Origin of the sequence: Terrilactibacillus laevilacticus, from assembly GCF_006517395.1 — a bacterium.
In the GTDB taxonomy this organism is placed as follows: Bacteria; Bacillota; Bacilli; order Bacillales; family Sporolactobacillaceae; genus Terrilactibacillus; species Terrilactibacillus laevilacticus.
Genome location: NZ_VDCY01000015.1, coordinates 25,140 through 46,984, shown reverse-complemented (window position 1 = coordinate 46,984; position 21,845 = coordinate 25,140). Strand labels below are relative to the sequence as shown.

Genomic DNA, 21,845 nt, shown 5'->3' with positions numbered 1-21,845 from the left:
CACCTCCTAACGTATGAACTCATCTGGTAAATTTTGTTGAATGGATATGGTAATCGTTGTCCCTTCATTATCGACACTATCGATCGAAAGAGGGGGATAGTTATGGGAATATAATGATAGCCGCTTATTGACGTTACTTATACCAAAAAAACGTTGCGTATTGATTATCCCACTCTCTAACGTCTTTCGCATGTCTATAAGTTTATTGGCTGGAACCCCTTTTCCGTTATCTTTAATTTCAATAATGATATCTTCATCTTGGAAGTATAAAGAAATTCTGATATTTAGTTCGATAGAATCAACAAATCCATGATGAAGACAATTTTCAAGTAAGGGTTGCAAGGTTAGTTTTGGAATTAAAAAATGTTCAATATCTTTTTCCTTATTAATCGTCCATTGAAATGACTTTAATTTATTAAGCTTTTCCATTTCGAGGTAAAGATTTGCGATATTTAGTTCATCCCTTATAGAAATTAAATCATTTCCTTTCTTTAAAGTTATTCTGTAAAACTTTGCAAGTTTAGTAAGCATAGAACTAGCATCATCAATTCTTCCAAGGGATTGGCAAGTCTTAATTGTTTCAAGCATATTATACAAAAAATGAGGATTAATTCTTGATTGTTCAAGTTGATAAGCCATTTTTTCTTCTCTTATTTTTGATTCAAGAAGTCTATCAAAATTTTCGTTAAGTTTTCCAATCATCGTATTAAATGTAATGATAAGTTGATCGAATTCATCTTTTATTTTGTATTTATTCATTATTGTTGATATCTCAGTATTATGATGTTTTTTCTCGTATTTAAAGGAATAGGAGGACATGAAAGTCGATATGGACCTAACTTTCTTACTTAAACTATTGGATAAAAGTATGCTACTTATAATAGCCATAATAATGACTAAACCCACTGTGATTAGGATCAAATAAACCAGTAGAATGGTATTGTTTATGATATATTTTTCTGGTATTTCAGTTACGATATACCATTTCGTGGTAGGATTATATCGTACTATAAATTGTTTGTTTTGTAGGATAAAAAATTTTTCGTTATTTTTTATTTTTGCTAATAGGGATGTTGGGATAGACTTTCCTAACTTTAATTGTTCTGTATTTGAAATTATATGTCCCTTTTGATTAACAATATAACTTTTTATATTTTTATAAGGTTTACTTTTTAACAATAAACGAGAGATCTCTCTTTCGTTTATATCTATAAAATAAGCGTATTCTAAAGAATTTTCATTCTGTTTTTTAAATAAACGATAGGCAGAAATAAAATTTTTATTTTGGGATGTTGGATTCGATACAAAGGGTTCCTTCATATTTTTAAATAATTTCCAGTGTAATTGATTTATATTTTTTAAAAATGTGTATTGTGAAATATGTCGTTGAGATGGGAGGTTATTTAATTTAAAAAAAGTGATACCTTCATTACTAAACAGTAAATTTGGCTTTATATAAATCGTAATATTTGATATGTGGAAATCGTTTTTTAAGTTCGATATATGATTTCTAATCTCACTATATTGATTAATTTGGTCTGAAACATCCGAATGGCCTTGAAAAATTAAAGTATACATATAATACTGTAGTATATTAGAAGCAATATCCAACTGATTAAAGCGAAAAGTAAGTGTCTGATTCAATTGAGAACTTGAGTGAGAAACCGATTCTAATATTTTATCATTAGCGATATGATAGGATATCATATAGGACAAGCAACCGATAAATAAAACAGGAATAATAGCTATCGCAACGAAACTAAGCAGGAGTTTTTTACGAAAGCTATGACAATGATGATTAAGAAGAGAGACGAATATTGAAAAAAGTTTCAAAAATTTGTACACCTCCAAAAGAAAGCGATTACATTGTATTATTACTATACAGCTAGTGCCATTTTTAATCAACAAATATAAAAGAAGACGATTCATAGAAATTTATAAATTTATCGTTAAATATTATATTTTATTTCAACTTTTAATTACTTATAATTTGAAACACGAGATATGAAAGCGCTTTAATTTTAAAGGAGGGAATATAAATGAAGATGATCATTAAGTTATGTGGCCTTGTTTTGAGTTTTACATTGATCATCAGTATTATTTCTGGTTGTGTAGGTGTCAACGGAAATTCGTCTACTGGCGAGCAATCGGATAGTAAATCGTTGACACTCATGACAAATGATTCTACAAAACCTGGTTGGAAGGCTTATCAAAAGAAAATAGAAAAGGCAACGGGCATTAAAATCAATGTTGTTCCTACACCGACTAATCCAAATGATATGGTAGCCAAAATGACCACTATATTGTCCTCTGGTGATAACTCAGTAGATCTCTTATTTGTAAATGATGAATTAATAACGGCATTTTCAAGAGCCGGATATCTTGAACCGCTCGAAAAAAATGTAATGACAAAGGATACGGCTAATAATTTTTCGAAGCAATATATCAAAGATATCCCGACGTTCAATGGGCACATTTATTCAGTTCCAAGCTATCTGGAAATATTATCCTTCTGGGTTAATCATGAGATACTTAAAAAAACGGGTATGGGAGTTCCTAAAAATGAAAAAGAATTTCTTGATTATGCCAAGGAAGCAACACAAGGTAAGGTATATGGCTATGGTGGATCATGGGAAAAAAGCTATGTCTATAACGAAATAGGGACGTTTATCAATTTATTTGGTGGGGATTATTTCAATTGGAAAAACCCTAACACTCAAAAAGCCTTGAAATTTATGTATAACTTGGCACACAAAGTCAAAGTAACACCAATGTCGCAGATAGCAGATATTTATGATCCAATGATGCAGAAATTTATTGATGGAAAATATGGGATGATATTTATGTATACAGGCGCAATTCCAACGTTCCAACAAGCAGGGAAATTTGGTCCGAATAAACTGAGTATTGAACCAATGCCTAAATTTAAAACAAATGATGCTTATATGGCATCATGGCATTATGTCCTAAACAAATCATCTTTAAAGAAAAAAGCAGCCATAAAAGTATTAAAGTATACAGCTAGTAAAGAAGGCCAAATTGCTTATAGCGAAATGTCAGGGAGATTGCCTGCACGTCTTGATGTAATTAATGATCCAAATTTCAATGCGACTGGTCTAGACCGTGTTAGAAAATACATTAAAAATAGCACGCTTCGAGGAAGACCATTGTTACCTCAATCTATGGAATTTATTAATTCAATAGGTGGTATCTTCCAAAAATATGTGACAAATGAAATCAGTTTAAATGAAGCAGTTAATCAAGCACAAAAAGAGATTAACCTGCTAAAAAAATAGTGTTATAAATGTCAAATAGCAAGGAGAGAAGTGCAATGAAAGCTTTACTTGTAAAGCCACCAAAAAAATTTTTAATCGCATGGCTACTTATTTTACCTGTGTTGATTGTTAGAGGATTTACTATTATATATCCCATCATTATGACATTTATCAATAGTTTCTTCGATATTAATATGTTTAAAGGTGGAGTAGCTAAATTTGTTGGATTAAAAAATTATATTGACATTTTTTCAGATTCTAAGGTTATTTCTTCTCTACATTTTACAATAACCTTTACTGTGGTTTCTATGATCTTTCATGTAGTTTTAGGTATTCTTCTTGCCTTGTTGTTAAATATGAAATTCAAAGGAAAAAAGCTACTGAGAACCATAACTTTAATTCCTTGGGCTATGCCTATGATTGTAACGGGGCTTGCTGCCCAATGGGCATTTAATGATGATTATGGATTCGTTAATGATTTGATTAGAAGAATTTTTCCTTATTTTCACTTTGATTGGCTAACTCATCCAGAATCAGCAAGAATAGCGGTTATTCTTGTTGATCTTTGGAAAGATGTACCTTTCTTTGCGATTTTAGTATTAGCTAGTTTGCAATTTATTCCTGAAGAGATTTATGAATCCGCAAAAATAGATGGAGCAGGAGTGATAAAGTCATTCTTTTCCATTACTTTACCTCTCATCATGAGGACCATTTTAACACTGTGTATTTTCTTTACTATGTGGAGAATTGTAAGCTACGATATTGTGTATGCTATGACGACAGGAGGCCCAGGGGATTCAACGAGTCTTCTAGCTTACAGAATTGCAATTGAGGCGTTTACCAATCTTAATATTGGCTATTCCTCCGCTATTGCTGTTTGTCTATTCATCGTTATGATCATTATTAGTAGTTTAAGTTTTTTGGCTATTAGAAAGCATGATTAAATAAAGAGGTGACAGAGATGCATCAAAGTGTAAAACGTAAAAAAATAGTGGCCTTTATTTATAGATGGGGATTAACACTAATGGTTGCTGGAATCATATTGGTGCCTCTATATTGGATTTTTATCTCATCTGTAACACCTAAAGGCTCGCTATTTAAAACGCCTATAAACTATTTTCCACGAAATATGACTGTTAAAAACTATGTGGATTTGTTTGAGAATGTAGGTATTGCTCAGATGACTTTCAACACCTTGTTTATTACGTTTTTTTCGTTACTCGTTTCAGTCATTCTCGGCGGTGCAGCAGCCTACGCTTTTGCAAGATTTGAGGTGTTTAAAAGTGTGAGTTGGTCATTTAAACTACTGCTTTTTTCAGCCTTAATACCACCGATTGTAACAGCGAGACCACTCTATGATTTTATGAAATCCGTTCACTTAGTGGATACTTATTTTGGCTTAATAATCCTATATTCTAGTTCGTTGCTACCTTTCTCGGTTCTGATTCTTCATAACTTTGTTAAACAAATTCCATTATCACTGGAAGAAGCAGCGCAAGTTGATGGAGCTGGTTTTATTAGAATACTATTTACCATTTATTTTCCATTGATGAGACCAGCTATTGCGACGATTAGTATTATAAACTTTATCCAATGTCTAAATGAATTTTTTACCCCATTATTTTTTTCTTACAAGATTAAAGTGCTTAGTGTTGGCATAACACTGATACCTAGACAAAGTAACTTTGAAGTTCCTTGGGATCTAATTAGTTCTATGGGATGGCTGATCATCTTACCAATTGTCATCTTTGTCTTGATCTTTGAAAAAAATATTATGGAAGGGATTACAGCAGGTGGCGTGAAACAGTAATATAATCACTAAAATGAGAAGAGGCGAATGTATTATGATGAATAATCCTTTTTTAAACAGTTTGTCTTATTTACCTATCATTACTGATGCGAAAAGTCGTTCAATAACGGCGGAAAATCCGACAGGTGAGAAAGGTGGTGGGGGAAAGGAATCAAGTCATTTAGGTCCGTCAAGAAAAGGAAGACCTTGCATAACTTTAAAAGAAGGAGAAACTGCAACACTTGCAGAGATAAATGGTTCAGGAATACTTCAACACTTTTGGATAACTGTGACTGACACAACAAGTGCTGGATTTTATGTTTTAAGGGATTTAGTTCTGCGTATGTATTGGGATGGCGAAGCAGAACCTTCTGTAGAAGTACCTCTGGGCGATTTTTTCTGTAGCGGTTTTGCAACGACACATGTTGTCAACTCGCTACCTATTGTTTGCAATCCAACACGAGGCTTGAATTGTTATTTCCCTATGCCTTTCAGAAAGAAGGCACTTATTACGATTGAAAACCAGCATCCAGGTGATATTGAAGGATTCTTTTATCAATTTAATTATAGCTTATATGACTCTATACCAAATGAAGCGGCCTATTTTCATGCACAGTGGAGACGAGAACCAATCACCTCACTCACACAAGATTATGTCATTTTAGATAACGTCAAAGGAAAAGGGCAATATATCGGAACCTATATGGCGCTGAGCACTTTACAACGATATTGGTGGGGCGAAGGTGAAATGAAATTTTATATGGATGGGGATGAAGAATACCCTACAATATGCGGGACAGGATTGGAAGACTACTTTGGAGGGGCTTGGGGGTTTATTACTAAAGATGGTGATAAGGCTGTTGAAAATACGTATTCGACTCCATTTTTAGGTTATCCTTTTTACTCCAATGCGGAAGATAAATATAGTGATCAATTTATGGGAGATTGTCCACCGATGAGAAGTCTTTATCGCTGGCACATCATGGACCCGATTAGATTTGATCGGGATTTAAAAGTGACTGTCCAGCAGATTGGTGTATGTAATCGAGGATTATTTGAACGACAAGACGATGTGGCTTCTGTTGCTTATTGGTATCAAACGGAACCCCATGTTGCTTTTAAACCGTTGATGGCGAGAGAACAGCGTTGGCCAAGATAATGGGTGATACGATAAATAAATAATATTAAAAAAAAGGATGAGAGGAAATAAAAGATGTTTTTTATTCCTCTCGTCTTTTAGTTATGATTAAATTTAGTAGTTGTAATTGAATAAAAAAATAATATCTACTGTGGGACATTCCGGAAAAGATAAAATGACGTTAATCAATAACCCCAACTATAATTAGCAAGTCTAAGAAGAGCTTCAGCAAAAACTACCATGTAAGTTTACACATCTAAATTAATCACAGCTTTTGTGACTTTTTCTTTTATCTTGCCAGATAGAAAATCAGGTACTTCTTCTAAAGTAAATTCGTGTGTTATGAGCTCATCAACAGCTAATGATTGATTAGAGAGGACATGGATGGCTTCATTCATAGAATGTGGATTAATGAATGCTCCTTTAATGGTTAGCTCGCTAAAGAATATTTCATAAGGGTTAATCTGAATGATATTCTCTGGAGCACCGACCCCAAACATTAACACTTGTCCTCCACGTTTGGCGGAAGCGATAGCCCGTTCTTGTGTTTTGGTTACACCGACACACTCAATGACGATATCATATTTTTCATTGTGTTCGGTTTCTTCGGGATTTAAGACGGTTGTTGCTCCAATTTTTTTCAGTAAGTTAATTTTTTTAGGATTACGGTTGCTTACATCGACTTTTTTTAAGCCGTGATTTGCTAAGTATTTAATAAACAACTGCCCCAAAAATCCATCACCGACAACTAGTGCTGTGTAGTGAGATTTAATATCTATTTGATTAATTGCATGAAGCATACAGCTTACAGGTTCAGCCATAGCCGCTTCTTTAAAACTCAAGTTATCTGGAATTTTATATACATTCGTTTCAGGGACATTAACATATTCAGCCATGCCACCGTTACGTGTTACACCAATAGCCTCCATATTTTCACATAGATGAGGCTTATTATCATGGCAAAAAGAGCAAAAACCGCATGAGATATTAGGATCAATCGCTACACGATCTCCAATTTTAAGATGACTTTTAACGCTAGGCCCTAATTCAGTAATCACTCCAGAATTTTCATGTCCTAGAATGATTGGAGGTTCAGCCTTAGCAGATCCAGGTAAACCATTATATAAATGTTTATCTGTACCACAAATCCCAGCGTATTTCATCTCTATTTTAACTTCATTTTCTTTTAAAGGTTGTTCAGGAATAGCTTGAATTTCCAATTGTTCTATACCTGTTAAAACTAACGCTTTCATATGTTCAAAAACTCCTTATTATCTACATTGTTTTTAATTTACCCTAAACAAAGAGTTGTGAAACATGAAATTCATTTAAACGGGATGGTTTAAGTCATTGAATAAAAAAACCAGATAGAAATTGAGCTATCCGGTTAAAAAATGTTTGGGTCACTTAGATTTATTTTTTTGAAACTTTACGATTAGAAATTTGTTTTTTTTCTTCATTTTTCTTTTGCAACTTTAGGACTCTTTTTCTCATGTATTCCTCTTTTTTTAATATCCCGTAAAGCTTAACGGTATTACTCAACACTTTTTTCATGTTTTTCATGGTTTGACGTGTTTGTCTAACTCGTTCTTCTAATTGTTCATCCGAATAGTCGGACAGCTTTTCTTGTGTGATAACCGTTTGATTATAACTATATTTGACGAGATTAACTGTATATTTACCGGCAGTATCTAGACCAAGTCCAATTTTTTTCCCAGAAGGATATTTGCCGAAGTCGGTCACAGTCTCTACAAGTTTGTTGCTAAAATGATGATCCCAGAAGGTAATTAATGGTCCGGCAAAGAATGAGATGATAATTGTAGCAGGGCCAATAGGTCCCCCAGCAAACAAGGCACAAGCCATAAATCCAATATCCTGTATCATACGGCAAAATTTATATTTGATATGCAATCTTTTCGATGCAATAGGAGCAAGTGCATCATAAGGAGCTACGCCAACTTTCGCTGTCATATAGATCGAAGTGCCGAGTGTAAAGCAAAGTAAACCGAGGATCCCATTAACAATTTTAGTTAGAATGGTTGGCTGATAATTAAATAAAAAGGTATAAAGATCTGAAAACCAATCAATCATAAATCCAGCGCAAACCATATTAATAATCGTACCAATACCAATCTTTTTTCGGTCCAATAATAATACGATGACTATAATAATAACATTCATGATAAGTTGGAAAACGCCTAAACTTAATCCGATTTTTTCTGAAATACCTATGTTAATAGCTGTAAAAGGATCTAGTCCTACGCTTCCTTGTTTACACAACATAGCGCCCATGGCAAGTATGGCAACACCAACCAGAGCCAATAGAGATCTAAAAAATAGTTCTAATTTATTATGTGGTTTGTCAACATTTTCCGACAAATGATTTCCCCTCCGTGTAAATATTATTGCTGTAATTACTGTTGAATTAACCAAAGTATGAACCATATTCTTACGGATATTTTGCCTTCTACATTCCTTTGCCATTCCTAAAAAAACATGGTTTGTATTTATTGGATTTTTGTGATAATTTATCAACTCCTATAAACAAGTCTAACAAGAGGACGATAAAGAAGCAAATAATCGTATGTGACTGTCACCGAAAAAAGACAAAATACGTATAATTGTTCTCGTGGAAACGACAGTAATAAATGTTTTTATTGAATTTCACCGGTTAATAAACTATTATTGTATAACAGCCTAGATTGCTAAATATAATGATTGTGGTCACTGATCCATCAATGAATTTAGCTTGTTAGTAACAATATCTAAAGTCAGACCTCTAAATTAAGTTCTGTAAAGATGGATAGATGAATAAGAAGTACGACGGGCCACTTATGGAGGGTACAGTGATGAAACTGACAAAGGATAAATTTAAAGAAGACTATAAGCGTTTATTAACTGAGCTTTATTCATTAGATATAAAAGATTCAGATATCTCCGAACAATATTTTACACTAGGCAATTTGATTCGTACGTACGCTTCAAATGACTGGAAGAATACAAATGAATCTTATCTAGAAAAAGGTGAAAAGCAGATTTATTACTTTTCTATGGAGTTCTTACTCGGCCGTATGTTAAAAAGCAATTTGCTAAATTTGGATATCCTTGATGTGGTACAAAAAGGCCTACAAGAATTTGGAATCCATCTTGAAAACTTAATTGAATTCGAAGTGGATCCAGGCCTCGGAAACGGGGGACTCGGACGTCTAGCAGCTTGCTTTTTGGATTCCATGGCGACATGTGCAATCCCTGGTCATGGTAATGGTATACGATATAAATATGGCTTATTCAAGCAAAAATTTGTGAACGGTTACCAAGTTGAAATACCTGAACATTGGTTGAGAAACGGAAATATATGGGAAGTTAGACGACTTAATAAGGCCGTAACCGTTCGATTTTATGGCAACGTGTGGTTGGATAATTCATCTGGAAGGATTGTCCCGCATTATGAAAATGAAGAAGCCGTTTTAGCTGTACCATATGATACGCCAATTATTGGTTATAATGAACAGACTGTGAATACACTCAGACTATGGTCTGCAGAGATGCATCCACTCGATGATAGTCATGAATATGGTTCCTTTCTAAAGCAACAAAGCCGAATTGAAAATATTTCAGAAGTTCTCTATCCAGATGATTCGTATTATGATGGTCGATTGTTACGACTGAAACAAGAATATTTTTTTGTATCAGCGGGAATTCAAAGTATCATTCGTCGATTTAAGAAAAAGAATTTACCGATCAGTCATCTTTCAGAGGAAGTCGCTATTCATATTAATGACACACATCCAGCATTGTGTGTACCAGAACTTATGCGAATTTTGCTTGATGATGAAGGAATGGATTGGGAGAGTGCGTGGGACCTTACCATCAAAGTATTGAGTTACACCAACCACACCATTATGTCTGAAGCGCTTGAAAAATGGCCAATTGACATGATGAGTACGTTATTGCCTCGGATCCATCAGATTATTTGTGAGATCGATCACAGATATGCTGCAGATATGAGATCTCGATACGATCATCATATGATTGAACGGACGCGGATTATTGAAGGCGGACATGTCAAAATGGCCCATTTGGCCATCATAGGGAGTCATAGTATTAACGGTGTCGCAAAACTGCATACCGATATACTTAAAGAAAAAGTATTACATGATTTTTATCTCATTTTTCCTTCCAAATTTAACAATAAAACAAATGGCATTACACATAGAAGATGGTTATTACTCTCGAATGAACCATTGCGTCAATTTATTGATTGTAAAATTGGATCTAATTGGGAAGTCAATCCAACCGATTTAACTAAGTTAAAAGCTTATCAGGATGATGAGGAAACATTAATCAAATTGGCCCAAATAAAGAAATTAAACAAACAACGTTTTGCGGATTATGTCAAGAGGACGATGAATCTAACACTCAATCCTGATGCGATATTTGATGTTCAAGTAAAAAGACTGCATGCCTATAAAAGACAACTACTTAATCTTCTGCATATTCTAAGCTTATATTTTAAATTAAAGGAAAATCCGAACACTGATATTTATCCTAGAGTATTTATCTTTGGAGCAAAGGCGGCACCAAGCTATACGTACGCTAAACAAATAATCAAATTGATTAATTCAGTCGCTTACATGATCAATCATGACCATCATATTGGGGATAAAATAAAAATTGTCTTTGTTGAAAACTATAGCGTGTCATTAGCAGAGCGTATCATTCCAGCGGCCGATGTCAGCGAACAAATTTCATTAGCATCGAAAGAAGCTTCTGGAACAGGCAACATGAAATTAATGCTGAATGGAGCCGTGACAGTCGCAACACTAGATGGCGCAAATATCGAGATACGTGATCAAGTTGGATCGGACAATATTATCATTTTTGGTTTAACAGACAAAGAAGTTTATCAATATTATCATGATGGGTCCTATCATGCTTATGACTATTATATCCATAATCCGATCCTTCATCGTGTTTTGAATGCCCTCATTGATGGGACGATCCCAGGCGTTGAAATAGAGGGCCAAGATATCTTTGACTCACTCGTTAAATATGGCGATGAATTTTTTGTTCTAAGAGATTTTGAAGATTATCGACTTGCTCAAGAAAAAGTCGATCAGATTTATCGAGATACCTTGAGGTGGCAAAAAATGGCTTTGTTAAATATAGCCGGGGCAGGAGTTTTTTCATCTGACTATACCGTCTTACAATATGCGAGGGAAATATGGGATGTGTCAGCTAAATCAACACATGATTAATTCAAGTTCAAGGCATCTAGAAACTTCAATCAGTGGGTGTTTTTCGACGCACAGGATGTGCTAGTGCAGGCGTTGCGACAGGACGTCGCGTTTTTAGCCTGCGTCATCCCCCACTGATTGTTAGCCTGAACCAATCGGACCTTTACGGGCAGTTATCCCCCACCTAGAAATTTTCGCATACACTTACGACCTTGAGGTGGGGGCTTTTCTAGCCGTTAATGCGGGATAAAACAAAGAAAAACACTCAATCGTTACGTTTTCTGATTGAGTGTTCTCTTTTTAGGTTAAAAATTCTAACAGATCACGATGATTTTATACGGTGTCGTTTGTGGTGGGATACTTCTGCTAGTGGGGCCATAAGTGACAATGAGATTTCGGTTGGCGGGATTTTTTGTAAAGGCTTGCCCATTGACTAATAAAATCTGGGTAGAAGGAGAGAGGTTTAACTTTAGTTGACCGTCGCGACTCACCAACTGTGAATCGAAAAAGTCTACCTTGACATTTTGGTAAGGGCGATTCTTCGTGATCACAATGGCTTGATATTGGGGAGGATAAATGAGTGAAACAGGCGCATCACCATCATAGAATCCAGTGATTGTATCCCCTGGTTTGATCATCTCGTGGTTAACAAAGTAAGTTGTTGGACTTACTATAAAATTAACAATATTTCCGTATCCATTATCGACGGACACCATTTTATAACAACCAGAACCTTCATCATTTGTCGTTATTGGAAAATCACTTATCATGGTTACCACACCGCTAAAATTCAAGAATCTCATCATGCATTTCCTCCATCATGGAATAGGCTACTATCTCTATAGATTATGCATGAGGCTTAATTTTGTTGTTGTTCATGGAACAACCCTTAATTCATCTGAGCCTGCCTCAGAGTTGTTTATCCGCCTTATTTTTTTATAAAAATTCCAACTACGGAATGTCCAATCAATGACGAAGCAATAATAGCCCATACAAATGTATTAACGGTTTCAGGTAAGAATTTTAATAACCATATTGATGTGGTTATGGTAGACAAGGTTAAATATTCAATGCTTTTTTGGTGTCTCAGTTTTTTTCTGTTGCACACAATGATGATATAACTAATGACAGGTAATAATAAAGCAAGGAAAAAGAAGGGTTTATCTTTTAAGTACCATGGTAATTTATTTTGATTCTGCAAAGTCATATCACAACCTTCGTTATTAAATTAGAATGGTATTACTAACAACTGTTTACGATTGATTTAAATCTACTGACATCCCCAAATAGCCATCATCCAACTTCGCATTCTCACTAATAGTTTCTTTAGGAAAAATAAATGTCCATGGCATACTCGTTTCCGCTTCAACAACAAGTGCTGGTAAATGAAATACATACTTAGCCATTTGCTTTCTGTCTTCAAAATATTTTATCGTTGTATGATTAAAGGACAGAAGTTCATCGCTAAAATTATGTATAAGTACAGTGACTAATAAGTTTTCTTTATGGTTTAACGCTTGCCATAGTGGGACAAAATGGATGTTATGATCGCCAGTCTTTGTTTTTAAAAATGTTTCATGTATGATTTTACGATCTTTCATAGAAATGGTTTTATCCCAAGAGGATTCAAAGAGAAGCTGTTGCATGTTTTCACCTCCGTTAATAATTGAAACAGTTCATACAATCATTTTAGCATAGCTTGTATTCTTTTTTACATATACACGGAAATAATAACTAGTACGGCAAAGGTTTTAGTAGATGATTTGAATTGAGTCATAGACTTTGAAATAATAATGTGAAGTGAGGGGGTTTTTTAAAATGAGAGTTTTTGTCGTTGGTGCCAATGGGCAAATTGGTAAACAGATTGTCTCTTTATTAAGTAAAAGTGATCAACATAAGGTGTATGCCATGGTTCGATCAGAAGAGCAGGCATTAAAATATAAAGACTTAGGTGTAGAAGCCAGAGTAGCAAATCTTGAAGGAACGGTTCATACGATTGCTGAGGCTATGACGGGCAGTGATGCCATTATTTTTACGGCAGGTTCAGGAGGAGCAACTGGTTCAGATAAAACATTATTAGTCGATTTAGATGGCGCAGCCAAAACGATTGAAGCGGCTGAACAGGCGGGAGTGAACCGTTTCATCATGGTTAGTGCGATTCAAGCTCATAACCGAGAGAATTGGAATGAGTCAATTAAACCTTATTATGTAGCCAAACACTATGCAGATAAAATTTTAGTGGCAAGCTCTTTAAATTACACCATTGTTAGACCAGGTGGATTGGTGGATGAACCTGGCAGTGGAAAGGTCACAATATCAGAGAATTTAGAACGAGGTTACATACCGCGTGAAGATGTAGCGAGTGTTATAGTGGCAGCTCTTGATGAAGAACATACCTTTAGACGTTCGTTTGATTTAACATCGGGGGAAACACGCATAACTGAAGCGCTAAAATCCTTTTACTAAAATAAGTTGCATTATATTTTTACTACTAAAACAAAGATCCTTTACTTTAAAATAGGCAAAGGATTTTTGTTTTAATAAAGAAAAACATTATGTTAACTTATCTTCGCTGACAATCAATACTCCGGATCATTGGTTTAAGCATAAATGAAATAATCATGAATCTAGGATTAGTATCAAAAAAATTATAGAAGTAAGTAGTTTAACGTTGTTGATCATGACTATACAAGTTCTTCCATTTTAAAACTACTTAACAGGTGATGAGAAAAATTGTACGTAATAAACAAGAATCACCCAAAAAAATGCATGATTGGCTATCATTACATAATATTATTTATATAGGAATATAGATGATCATTGGCATGTGTTTTTTCGAAGCAATATACTTTTGTAAGCGCTTATAAAAGATGAAACATAAAAAAATGGAAAAGAAGGCGAGGAATGATGATGGTGACACTTTCTGATGTAGCCAAAAAAGCGGTTGTTTCTAAAATGACCGTCTCTAGAGTAATAAACCATCCGGATAAAGTCTCACCAGAATTACGTGAATTGGTTTACAAAGCAATGAAGGATTTAAATTATGTACCCAATTTTACTGCACGAGCTTTAGTACAAAAACGGACACAAGTAATTAAGCTTTTAATACTTGAAGAGATGGATACAACTGAACCGTACTATATGAATTTATTGACCGGAATTGCTGTCGGACTTGATAAGTATCATTATGCTTTACAGTTAGTCACGAGAAACTCACATGAAATAGGGCCATGCGATGGTGTGATTGCAACAGGAATGAGAATAGAAGATTATGAAAACATCATAGAACAATTGGAACCACCTGTTGTTTTATTTGGGCATAATGATAAGGGTTATGATTTTGTTGACGTGGATAATGAAAAAGGGATACAAATGGCTACTCAGCATGTTATTGACCTTGGCTATAATGAAATCTTATTCTTTGGTATTGATCTTGATGAACCTTTTATGCAAACAAGGATTAAAGGTTATCAGAAGATGATAGAAAAACATAATTTAAATTCTCATTTGTTTATGATGAAAAATAGTTCACATGTATCCCAAGCTAAAGCTACGAAACAATTAGAAAAGGATGAAGAAAGAATAGCTTTTGTCTGTGCATCCGATCGACTAGCTATAGGGGTTGTTAGAGCAGCTCAAGCCTTAGGTCTTTTAATCCCACAACAAGTAGCGATCACAGGCTTCGATGGTGTATTTCTCGATCAAATTTCGAGTCCTAAGCTGACGACGGTACGCCAGCCCGTGATGGAAATGGGAGAGGCGTTGGCTGACATGCTCCTTCAGAAAATAGATTTAGATGGTGAAAGACTTGGTAATCGCATCTTCCAGCCTGAATTAATTATTCGTGAATCAACCATTAAATAAATAGAAGAGACATATCATTTTAATCAACTTGCTACCACTAACATTAGATTTATTAAAATGGAGGGAAAAAGAATGGAAAAATCGGCGGTTTATCACCAACCATGCAGTGCTTATGCTTATCCATATGACAAGGATACGATGCATATTAAAATACGGACCAAGAAAGATGATATTCAGTCTGTTTCATTTATTTATGGGGATCCCTTTAACTTTGTAAAGAATGAGGAAAATAAGTATAAATGGATCTCTCAGCGTAAATACATGATAAAAGTTGCTCAAACCAATCTTCACGATTACTGGTTTATTGAAACAAAACCCGCATTTCGTCGCTTGCAATACGGATTTGTACTTATATCATCAGAGGGTGAGTCCGCTTTTTATGGAGAGCGTGGATTTTCTAAGTTGGAAAAAAAAACATTAATATCCCCAGATTACTTTTTTAAATTTCCTTTTCTCCATGAAGTAGATTTATTTAAAGCACCTGAATGGGTCAAGTCAACGGTTTGGTATCAAATTTTTCCCGAACGTTTTGACAATGGAAACCCGTCCATTTCACCTAAAAATGTTTTACCTTGGGGAAGCAAAAACCCAGGTACGGAAGATTTCTTTGGTGGAGATTTACAAGGGATAATAAATCATCTTGATTATTTAAAAGATCTTGGAGTTAATGGGATTTATTTAAATCCGATTTTTGAAGCTCCCACAAACCATAAATATGATACATTGAATTATTATTCCATTGATCCACATTTCGGGGATAAAGAAACATTCCGAAAACTTGTCCAAGAATCGCATAAGAGAGGTATCCGGATTATGTTAGACGCGGTATTTAACCACATCGGAAGCCAATCGAAACAATGGCAAGATGTTGTCAAGAATGAAGAAAAATCTCCATATAAGGAGTGGTTTCATATCCATTCATTCCCAGTTACAGAAGGAACTAATGGAAATATTGAAGGTAAGACAACATTATCTTTTGATACCTTTGCTTTTACACCTAAAATGCCGAAATTAAATACTGCGAATCAAGAGGTACAAAATTACTTGCTTGATATTGCAACTTACTGGATTAGAGAATTTGATATTGATGGCTGGCGCCTAGATGTGGCTAATGAAGTTGACCATGCTTTTTGGAAGAAGTTTCACCATGCTGTACTTAAAGAAAAAAATGATGTCTATATTGTAGGGGAAATATGGCATGATGCTTGGAATTGGTTGCAAGGTGATGAATTTCACAGTGTCATGAATTACCCACTCACTCAAGCAATCATTGATTTCTTTATTGAGGACAAAATAAATGCGATGGAATTAGTCAGTAATTTAAATCAACATTTTATGAAGTACATGCAAAATGTCAACGAAGTCACCTTTAATTTACTCGATAGTCATGATACAGCACGCATCTTGACGAGGGCTAAGGGTAATAAGAAAAAAGTAAAACAGGCATTAGCATTCTTATTTGCACAATCGGGTTCACCCTGTATTTACTATGGTACTGAAATTGGACTTGATGGAGACAATGATCCACTTTGCCGTAAATGCATGATTTGGGATAAGAAAAAACAAGATGAAGACATGTTTCTTTTCACAAAAAAACTTATTGCTCTCCGAAAAAAGTATCAACAGATTCTTTCAAATGGACGTTTGAAATGGATCTTGGTGGATAATCAAACTAGAATCTTAACTTTCAGTAGAAATCTAGGCCAACAGTCACTCGTTTTTTATTTTAATCAGGGGGAATTCGATGAGGAGGTTCCTATAAATAAAAACGGAATATCCTATGTTAATGCATGGAACGAAACATCAGTTAAATCATCTAGTGTGACTGTACCGGCAAAGCAATTTGTTGTACTTGCATCAAAATGATTATTGTTAAATTTGTTATCGGTAACATGAAAATACCAATTGAAAGCGCTTGCATTATGGATTTATAATATTCTTGTATGACAGGGAGGGAAAAAAATGAAATTCATCAAAAAAACAATATCAGTTCTAGTTATGTTTGGTTTAGTTATGATGCTTGCCGCATGTGGCGCTGGTGATAGTAAGAATGGCAAGAATACCTTGGTTGTTTCAGTTGATTCTTCTAATAAGGCATATGCGGAGTTCGTTAATAGTGTTAAAGGCAAGTTTGAAAAAGAGAACAACGTCACAGTGAAAGTTGTGAAGAAACCAATGTTCGATCAATTGACAACGCTTACTTTAGATGGGCCAGCAGGTAAAGCTCCGGATGTCATGTTGGCTCCGTACGATAGGGTCGGTGCACTTGGTCAACAAGGACAATTATTGGCTGTTGATAAAAGTATGCTAAGCTTCCTCAATGAAAAAGGTCAACGACAAGTTCAGGTTGGAAAGAAATATTACGGTGTTCCTCTTACAATTGAAGCTCTTGTGATGTTCTACAACAAAGATTTAGTTAAAAAAAAACCTACAACATTTAAAGATTTGGAAGCACTTGCAAAAGACAAACAGTTTGCCTTTAAGACTGAATCAGGTAAAAATACTGGCTTCCTAGCAAAATGGACCGACTTCTACTTTGGATATGGTTTATATGCTGGTTATGGTGGTTATGTTTTTGGAAAAAATAACACGGATCCAAAAGATATCGGCCTCAATAATGAAGGATCAGTAGAGGCAGTCACTTATGCTGTTAATTGGTTCAAAAATGTATGGCCAAAAGGCATGCAAGATGTTAAATCTGCAGGCAATTTCGTAACCGATCAATTTGTAAAAGGAAAAGCAGGTGCTGTCATCGACGGGCCATGGCAAGCAGCGACCTACAAAAAATCAAAAATTAACTATGGTGTGGCAAAAATTCCTACTCTGCCAAATGGGAATGAATACAAGCCGTTTGCTGGTGGGAAAGCTTGGGTAGCCTCTGCTTACACAAAAAATCCAGGAATTGCTAAAAATGGTTATCTTATGTTACTAATGCAGAAAATTCATATGAATTTTATAAAGAAACTAGCGAGATTCCGATTAATTCTAAGGCTCAGGATAAAGTTAATAAATCAGATGACCAGCTATCACAAGCCGTTATAACACAATATGAGTCATCAATACCAATGCCTTCTATTCCTGAAATGGCTGAGATTTGGACCACGATGGAACCAGCCATGTTCAATGCTGCTTCTGGGAAAAAATCACCTAAGCAGGCCCTTAATGATGCTGTTTCATCGCTCCACAAAACTATTAAACAAAAATATAAAGACAAATAAAGAAAGATTGAAAAAGGAGGGGGAACAACATGAACAATCACCAAAGTAAGAAGAAAGATGTCCGAAAAGCAGGTTTGTTGTCCCTCATTCCCGGCTTTGGACAAATCTACAATGGGCAAATATTGAAAGGACTTTTATTTCTCCTTATCACCGCTATTTTCCTTATTGAGCTTGTCACTGTTGGGGTACCTGCTTTTCAAGGTTTCTTCACATTGGGAACAGTTCCGATCCGGGACCATTCCCTTTTTTTACTAGTTAAAGGAACATTGCAACTCATCATCACCTTTGTATTTCTTATGGTGGTCTTGCTTAGTATCAGTGATGCAAGACAGGTTGCGAAACAACAGAATCTTTTTGGTTCGGTCAATTACAGTGTTTCCTCAATGCTAAAAAATGTATGGGAACGTGGTTTTCCTTATTTATTAACCTTTCCGGCATATTTTATTATGTTGTTTGTCATTGTGTTTCCAGTTCTCGTCACTCTTTTTATGGCATTCACTAATTACGATTTCTATCATATTCCACCTACTAAACTAATCGATTGGGTCGGATTGAAAAATTTTACTAATATGTTCTTTCTGAGTTCCTATCGTGCTACCTTTGTCACCGTTCTTGGATGGACGATTATCTGGACAATCTTAGCTACAACTGGTCAAATTGCGCTTGGCATTATAACAGCTGTTGTTACGAATCAAAAGTTTATTGTTGGAAAAAGGATTTTTCGTATCATCTTTCTACTTCCTTGGGCTATACCAGCTTTTGTAACTATTATGAGTTTCTCAAATATGTTTAACGACAGTATTGGTGCAATTAATCAACAAGTTCTTACATTAGTTAATTATCTGCCATTTGTTCATATTTCAGATATACCATGGAAGACAGATCCATTCTGGACTAAAACGGCTTTGTTAATGATACAAACGTGGTTAGGCTTTCCCTATGTTTTTGTTATGGTTACGGGTGTTCTGCAATCGATACCTGATGATTTATACGAAGCTGCAAATATAGATGGCGCCAACTTTTTACAGAAATTCACTAAGATAACGCTACCAATGATTTTGTTTGCAACGGCACCTGTGTTCATTACACAGTATACCTTCAATTTTAATAATTTTTCAATTATTTATTTGTTTAACTCAGGTGGTCCTGGTGATGTTGGTGGTGGGGCAGGATCTACAGATATATTGATTTCTTGGATTTACAAATTAACAACCGGAACCTCACCACAATATGCGATAGCATCTGCTATAACCATTGTTATTTCTATTATCGTTATTAGTATCTCACTCATCACCTTCAAAAAAACACATGCCTTTAACCATGAGGAGATGATGTGAAATGAAACATTTTATAATAAATCAAAAAATAAATAAGTTCTTCAATCGGTTCTTTACCTATTTATTTTTAATTGTTCTAAGTGTGATCATTTTGTATCCTTTATTAATTACGGTTCAGTCAGCTTTTAATGTAAGTAATTTGGCTGCATTCGCACTGGATACGCACATGAAGTGGACGTTAGATAATTTTCATCAACTCTTTACTCAATCACTTTATCTAACGTGGTTTAAAAATACAATGTTGATTGTGATTTTAACCATGGTCATTCAGGTGATCATAGTGACATTGGCGGGCTACACTTATAGCCGTTATCGGTTCAAAGGTCGAAAAAATGGTTTGATCTTCTTTTTAATTATTCAAATGGTACCTACCATGGCTGCATTAACTGCGTTTTTTGTTCTTGGCTTAATTATTAATGGCCTTGATCAGTATTGGTATTTGACGATGGTATATGTCGGTGGTGGTATCCCAATGAATACATGGTTAATGAAGGGTTATTTTGATACGATCCCACGAGATTTAGATGAATCAGCTAGAATCGATGGTGCAGGACATCTGAGAATACTATGCCAGATTAACCTTCCTTTAGCGATGCCAATGATCGCCGTTCAAGCGTTATGGGCATTCATGGGTCCTTTCGGTGATTATTTATTAGCTGCTTTCCTATTGCGCTCACCAGAAAATATGACTGTCGCTGTAGGGCTACAACAATTTATTGCAAATCCAACTAATCAGAATGTGTCCATGTTTGCTGCAGGCTCATTCCTTATCTCGATACCAATTGTGATTTTATTTCTATTCTTACAACGTTATTTCAAAAGCGGATTAACCGCTGGTGGCACAAAAGGTTAATATGCCTGTCAAAATCGTAAAAGGTAAGAACCAAAAACAGTAAGATTCGGGAGGTGAAAAGAATGGGGACAAATCTGAATCGATTTCCAACTAATTATCTTGTATTTATGTGGAGTCCAAAACGGATTTTTGCTGTAAGACGTCATCTCAGCTGGTGGAAATTGGCGTTTATATTTATTTTCATCACTGGGTGCCTCATGATGCCTCTAACCCTACAACTTTCTAAAATGAAAACCGTACCCTTCTCGGTCATAGCCCCATCGGTAAACAAGACGATTAACTCTGATTTTGCCGAACAAATGAAGGGGCATACAATTAAAAATGGAAATTTATCGCCTTTCTTTGAATATAAGCAAAAGAATGGGAGAAATTTACTAGCTATCGACCCATCGAGCAAATGGAAGGTATCTGGTTACGATTATCACCACTCTATACATGGATTTAAAAATTCCCTTGTTTTTCAGACGAATCAAGTGGTGATTAGTGATCAAAATGGGTTTGGGTTTACTGTTAGTTATCCCAAACACCGTATTTTAACTTTTAGTGGTGATAAGAGCAACATGAAAGTCCTTATTTCTGAACTATGGGTCAATCAGTATAAACAAGATTATCTTGGCGTCATGACATTAATTTGTTTTGTTGGTTTAATGATCAGTAATCTTATCCTTATGGGAATGTTGTCTTTCATTTTGTGGATAACTAAATTCACAAAAACAACCGATATACACACCTTTAAGGAAGCGGTGACAGTGGTTTTTATGTGTGCTGGATGTCCAACTATTACAGCACTCCTAATATCCTTGTTTTCATTTAATTTAGGTACAATGATATTAATCCAGTCTTTTGGACTTGTTATAATGATCACATTGGTGTTCTGGAAAACACATTTTCAAAACGAGCAATTTGAAAAAAAACAGCATTTAAAGGTAGTAGGAGATGAGATGAAATGAACCAAGTCGGGTTTTTTTACTCGAAGGGAAGTATGGGCTGTAGATGGAAAAAACTATTGGATGGGTTGGCTTAACCATTTTGAGGAATAATTATGAAAACCTTTTTACAAAATCTCAGACTTAGCTAAAAAGAGTCACACCATTTTGGTCAATCCTTTTTCAAAATGGTGTTTTGTATATATTA

At 35.0% G+C, this 21,845-nt stretch carries 17 protein-coding genes and 1 pseudogene; 12 read left to right on the top strand and 6 right to left on the bottom strand.

Annotated elements, in window-relative coordinates:
* Positions 1-6: 6 nt before the first annotated feature.
* Positions 7-1,833, bottom strand: a complete 1,827-nt coding sequence (locus tag FG390_RS13400; protein ID WP_181406498.1) for a sensor histidine kinase — start codon at positions 1,831-1,833, stop codon at positions 7-9.
* 206 nt (positions 1,834-2,039) lie between these two features.
* Between FG390_RS13400 and FG390_RS13395 the strand changes: the two genes are divergently transcribed.
* Genes FG390_RS13395 through FG390_RS13380 form a run of 4 tightly spaced genes read left to right on the top strand, consistent with a single transcriptional unit; the run spans position 2,040 to position 6,223 of the window.
* Entirely contained in the window at positions 2,040-3,296 is a 1,257-nt protein-coding gene (locus FG390_RS13395) for an ABC transporter substrate-binding protein (RefSeq protein ID WP_141191544.1), read from the top strand.
* A gap of 35 nt (positions 3,297-3,331) precedes the next feature.
* A complete protein-coding gene (locus FG390_RS13390) occupies positions 3,332-4,219 on the top strand; it encodes a carbohydrate ABC transporter permease (protein ID WP_141191543.1) in 888 nt (295 codons plus the stop codon).
* Positions 4,220-4,236: 17 nt separating this feature from the next.
* Positions 4,237-5,085: a carbohydrate ABC transporter permease gene (locus FG390_RS13385; RefSeq protein WP_141191542.1), complete on the top strand. Its 849-nt coding sequence runs from the start codon at positions 4,237-4,239 to the stop codon at positions 5,083-5,085.
* Positions 5,086-5,119: 34 nt separating this feature from the next.
* Positions 5,120-6,223, top strand: coding sequence for a glycoside hydrolase family 172 protein (locus FG390_RS13380; protein WP_141191541.1), 1,104 nt, complete (start codon positions 5,120-5,122; stop codon positions 6,221-6,223).
* A 227-nt stretch (positions 6,224-6,450) separates the two neighbouring features.
* On the opposite strand, the gene FG390_RS13375 is transcribed toward FG390_RS13380, so the two are convergent.
* Both FG390_RS13375 and FG390_RS13370 read right to left on the bottom strand, forming a co-directional pair.
* Complete coding sequence (locus tag FG390_RS13375; RefSeq protein WP_141191540.1) at positions 6,451-7,455, bottom strand: zinc-dependent alcohol dehydrogenase family protein; 1,005 nt, start codon at positions 7,453-7,455, stop codon at positions 6,451-6,453.
* Between the two features lie 160 nt (positions 7,456-7,615).
* Positions 7,616-8,581 (bottom strand): YczE/YyaS/YitT family protein, encoded by a 966-nt coding sequence (locus FG390_RS13370; protein ID WP_219995065.1) that lies wholly within the window; start codon positions 8,579-8,581, stop codon positions 7,616-7,618.
* 470 nt (positions 8,582-9,051) lie between these two features.
* Between FG390_RS13370 and FG390_RS13365 the strand changes: the two genes are divergently transcribed.
* Positions 9,052-11,460, top strand: a complete 2,409-nt coding sequence (locus tag FG390_RS13365) for a glycogen/starch/alpha-glucan phosphorylase (RefSeq protein WP_141191539.1) — start codon at positions 9,052-9,054, stop codon at positions 11,458-11,460.
* 293 nt (positions 11,461-11,753) lie between these two features.
* Here the strand turns inward: FG390_RS13365 and FG390_RS13360 are convergent, their stop codons facing one another.
* The 3 genes from FG390_RS13360 to FG390_RS13350 all read right to left on the bottom strand — a co-directional run bounded on the left by FG390_RS13360 (position 11,754) and on the right by FG390_RS13350 (position 13,085).
* A complete protein-coding gene (locus tag FG390_RS13360) occupies positions 11,754-12,245 on the bottom strand; it encodes a hypothetical protein (RefSeq protein WP_141191538.1) in 492 nt (163 codons plus the stop codon).
* A gap of 122 nt (positions 12,246-12,367) precedes the next feature.
* A complete protein-coding gene (locus tag FG390_RS13355) occupies positions 12,368-12,646 on the bottom strand; it encodes a hypothetical protein (RefSeq protein ID WP_141191537.1) in 279 nt (92 codons plus the stop codon).
* A gap of 46 nt (positions 12,647-12,692) precedes the next feature.
* Positions 12,693-13,085, bottom strand: coding sequence for an SLAP domain-containing protein (locus FG390_RS13350; RefSeq protein ID WP_141191536.1), 393 nt, complete (start codon positions 13,083-13,085; stop codon positions 12,693-12,695).
* A 172-nt stretch (positions 13,086-13,257) separates the two neighbouring features.
* Here FG390_RS13350 and FG390_RS13345 point away from each other — a divergent pair, with 172 nt between their 5' ends.
* The 7 genes and pseudogenes from FG390_RS13345 (at position 13,258) to FG390_RS13315 (ending at position 21,661) form a co-directional block, all read left to right on the top strand.
* Entirely contained in the window at positions 13,258-13,905 is a 648-nt protein-coding gene (locus FG390_RS13345) for an SDR family oxidoreductase (RefSeq protein ID WP_141191535.1), read from the top strand.
* Positions 13,906-14,349: 444 nt separating this feature from the next.
* Positions 14,350-15,303 (top strand): LacI family DNA-binding transcriptional regulator, encoded by a 954-nt coding sequence (locus tag FG390_RS13340; RefSeq protein ID WP_141191553.1) that lies wholly within the window; start codon positions 14,350-14,352, stop codon positions 15,301-15,303.
* A gap of 72 nt (positions 15,304-15,375) precedes the next feature.
* Positions 15,376-17,169, top strand: a complete 1,794-nt coding sequence (locus FG390_RS13335; RefSeq protein ID WP_141191534.1) for a glycoside hydrolase family 13 protein — start codon at positions 15,376-15,378, stop codon at positions 17,167-17,169.
* Positions 17,170-17,265: 96 nt separating this feature from the next.
* Positions 17,266-18,521, top strand: a pseudogene (locus tag FG390_RS13330) (extracellular solute-binding protein).
* A 29-nt stretch (positions 18,522-18,550) separates the two neighbouring features.
* Complete coding sequence (locus FG390_RS13325) at positions 18,551-19,858, top strand: carbohydrate ABC transporter permease (RefSeq protein ID WP_141191533.1); 1,308 nt, start codon at positions 18,551-18,553, stop codon at positions 19,856-19,858.
* Position 19,859: 1 nt separating this feature from the next.
* Positions 19,860-20,711, top strand: a complete 852-nt coding sequence (locus FG390_RS13320) for a sugar ABC transporter permease (protein ID WP_141191532.1) — start codon at positions 19,860-19,862, stop codon at positions 20,709-20,711.
* A gap of 62 nt (positions 20,712-20,773) precedes the next feature.
* Positions 20,774-21,661 (top strand): DUF1189 domain-containing protein, encoded by an 888-nt coding sequence (locus tag FG390_RS13315; RefSeq protein WP_141191531.1) that lies wholly within the window; start codon positions 20,774-20,776, stop codon positions 21,659-21,661.
* Positions 21,662-21,845 lie beyond the last annotated feature (184 nt).

What these genes read in the sequence shown, in the direction of transcription:
- FG390_RS13395 (WP_141191544.1), top strand. Translation starts at nt 2,040, where the DNA reads ATGAAGATGATCATTAAGTTATGTGGCCTTGTTTTGAGTTTTACATTG.
- FG390_RS13390 (WP_141191543.1), top strand. Translation starts at nt 3,332, where the DNA reads ATGAAAGCTTTACTTGTAAAGCCACCAAAAAAATTTTTAATCGCATGG.
- FG390_RS13385 (WP_141191542.1), top strand. Translation starts at nt 4,237, where the DNA reads ATGCATCAAAGTGTAAAACGTAAAAAAATAGTGGCCTTTATTTATAGA.
- FG390_RS13380 (WP_141191541.1), top strand. Translation starts at nt 5,120, where the DNA reads ATGATGAATAATCCTTTTTTAAACAGTTTGTCTTATTTACCTATCATT.
- FG390_RS13375 (WP_141191540.1), bottom strand. Translation starts at nt 7,455, where the DNA reads ATGAAAGCGTTAGTTTTAACAGGTATAGAACAATTGGAAATTCAAGCT.
- FG390_RS13365 (WP_141191539.1), top strand. Translation starts at nt 9,052, where the DNA reads ATGAAACTGACAAAGGATAAATTTAAAGAAGACTATAAGCGTTTATTA.
- FG390_RS13360 (WP_141191538.1), bottom strand. Translation starts at nt 12,245, where the DNA reads ATGATGAGATTCTTGAATTTTAGCGGTGTGGTAACCATGATAAGTGAT.
- FG390_RS13355 (WP_141191537.1), bottom strand. Translation starts at nt 12,646, where the DNA reads ATGACTTTGCAGAATCAAAATAAATTACCATGGTACTTAAAAGATAAA.
- FG390_RS13350 (WP_141191536.1), bottom strand. Translation starts at nt 13,085, where the DNA reads ATGCAACAGCTTCTCTTTGAATCCTCTTGGGATAAAACCATTTCTATG.
- FG390_RS13345 (WP_141191535.1), top strand. Translation starts at nt 13,258, where the DNA reads ATGAGAGTTTTTGTCGTTGGTGCCAATGGGCAAATTGGTAAACAGATT.
- FG390_RS13340 (WP_141191553.1), top strand. Translation starts at nt 14,350, where the DNA reads ATGGTGACACTTTCTGATGTAGCCAAAAAAGCGGTTGTTTCTAAAATG.
- FG390_RS13335 (WP_141191534.1), top strand. Translation starts at nt 15,376, where the DNA reads ATGGAAAAATCGGCGGTTTATCACCAACCATGCAGTGCTTATGCTTAT.
- FG390_RS13325 (WP_141191533.1), top strand. Translation starts at nt 18,551, where the DNA reads ATGAACAATCACCAAAGTAAGAAGAAAGATGTCCGAAAAGCAGGTTTG.
- FG390_RS13320 (WP_141191532.1), top strand. Translation starts at nt 19,860, where the DNA reads ATGAAACATTTTATAATAAATCAAAAAATAAATAAGTTCTTCAATCGG.
- FG390_RS13315 (WP_141191531.1), top strand. Translation starts at nt 20,774, where the DNA reads ATGGGGACAAATCTGAATCGATTTCCAACTAATTATCTTGTATTTATG.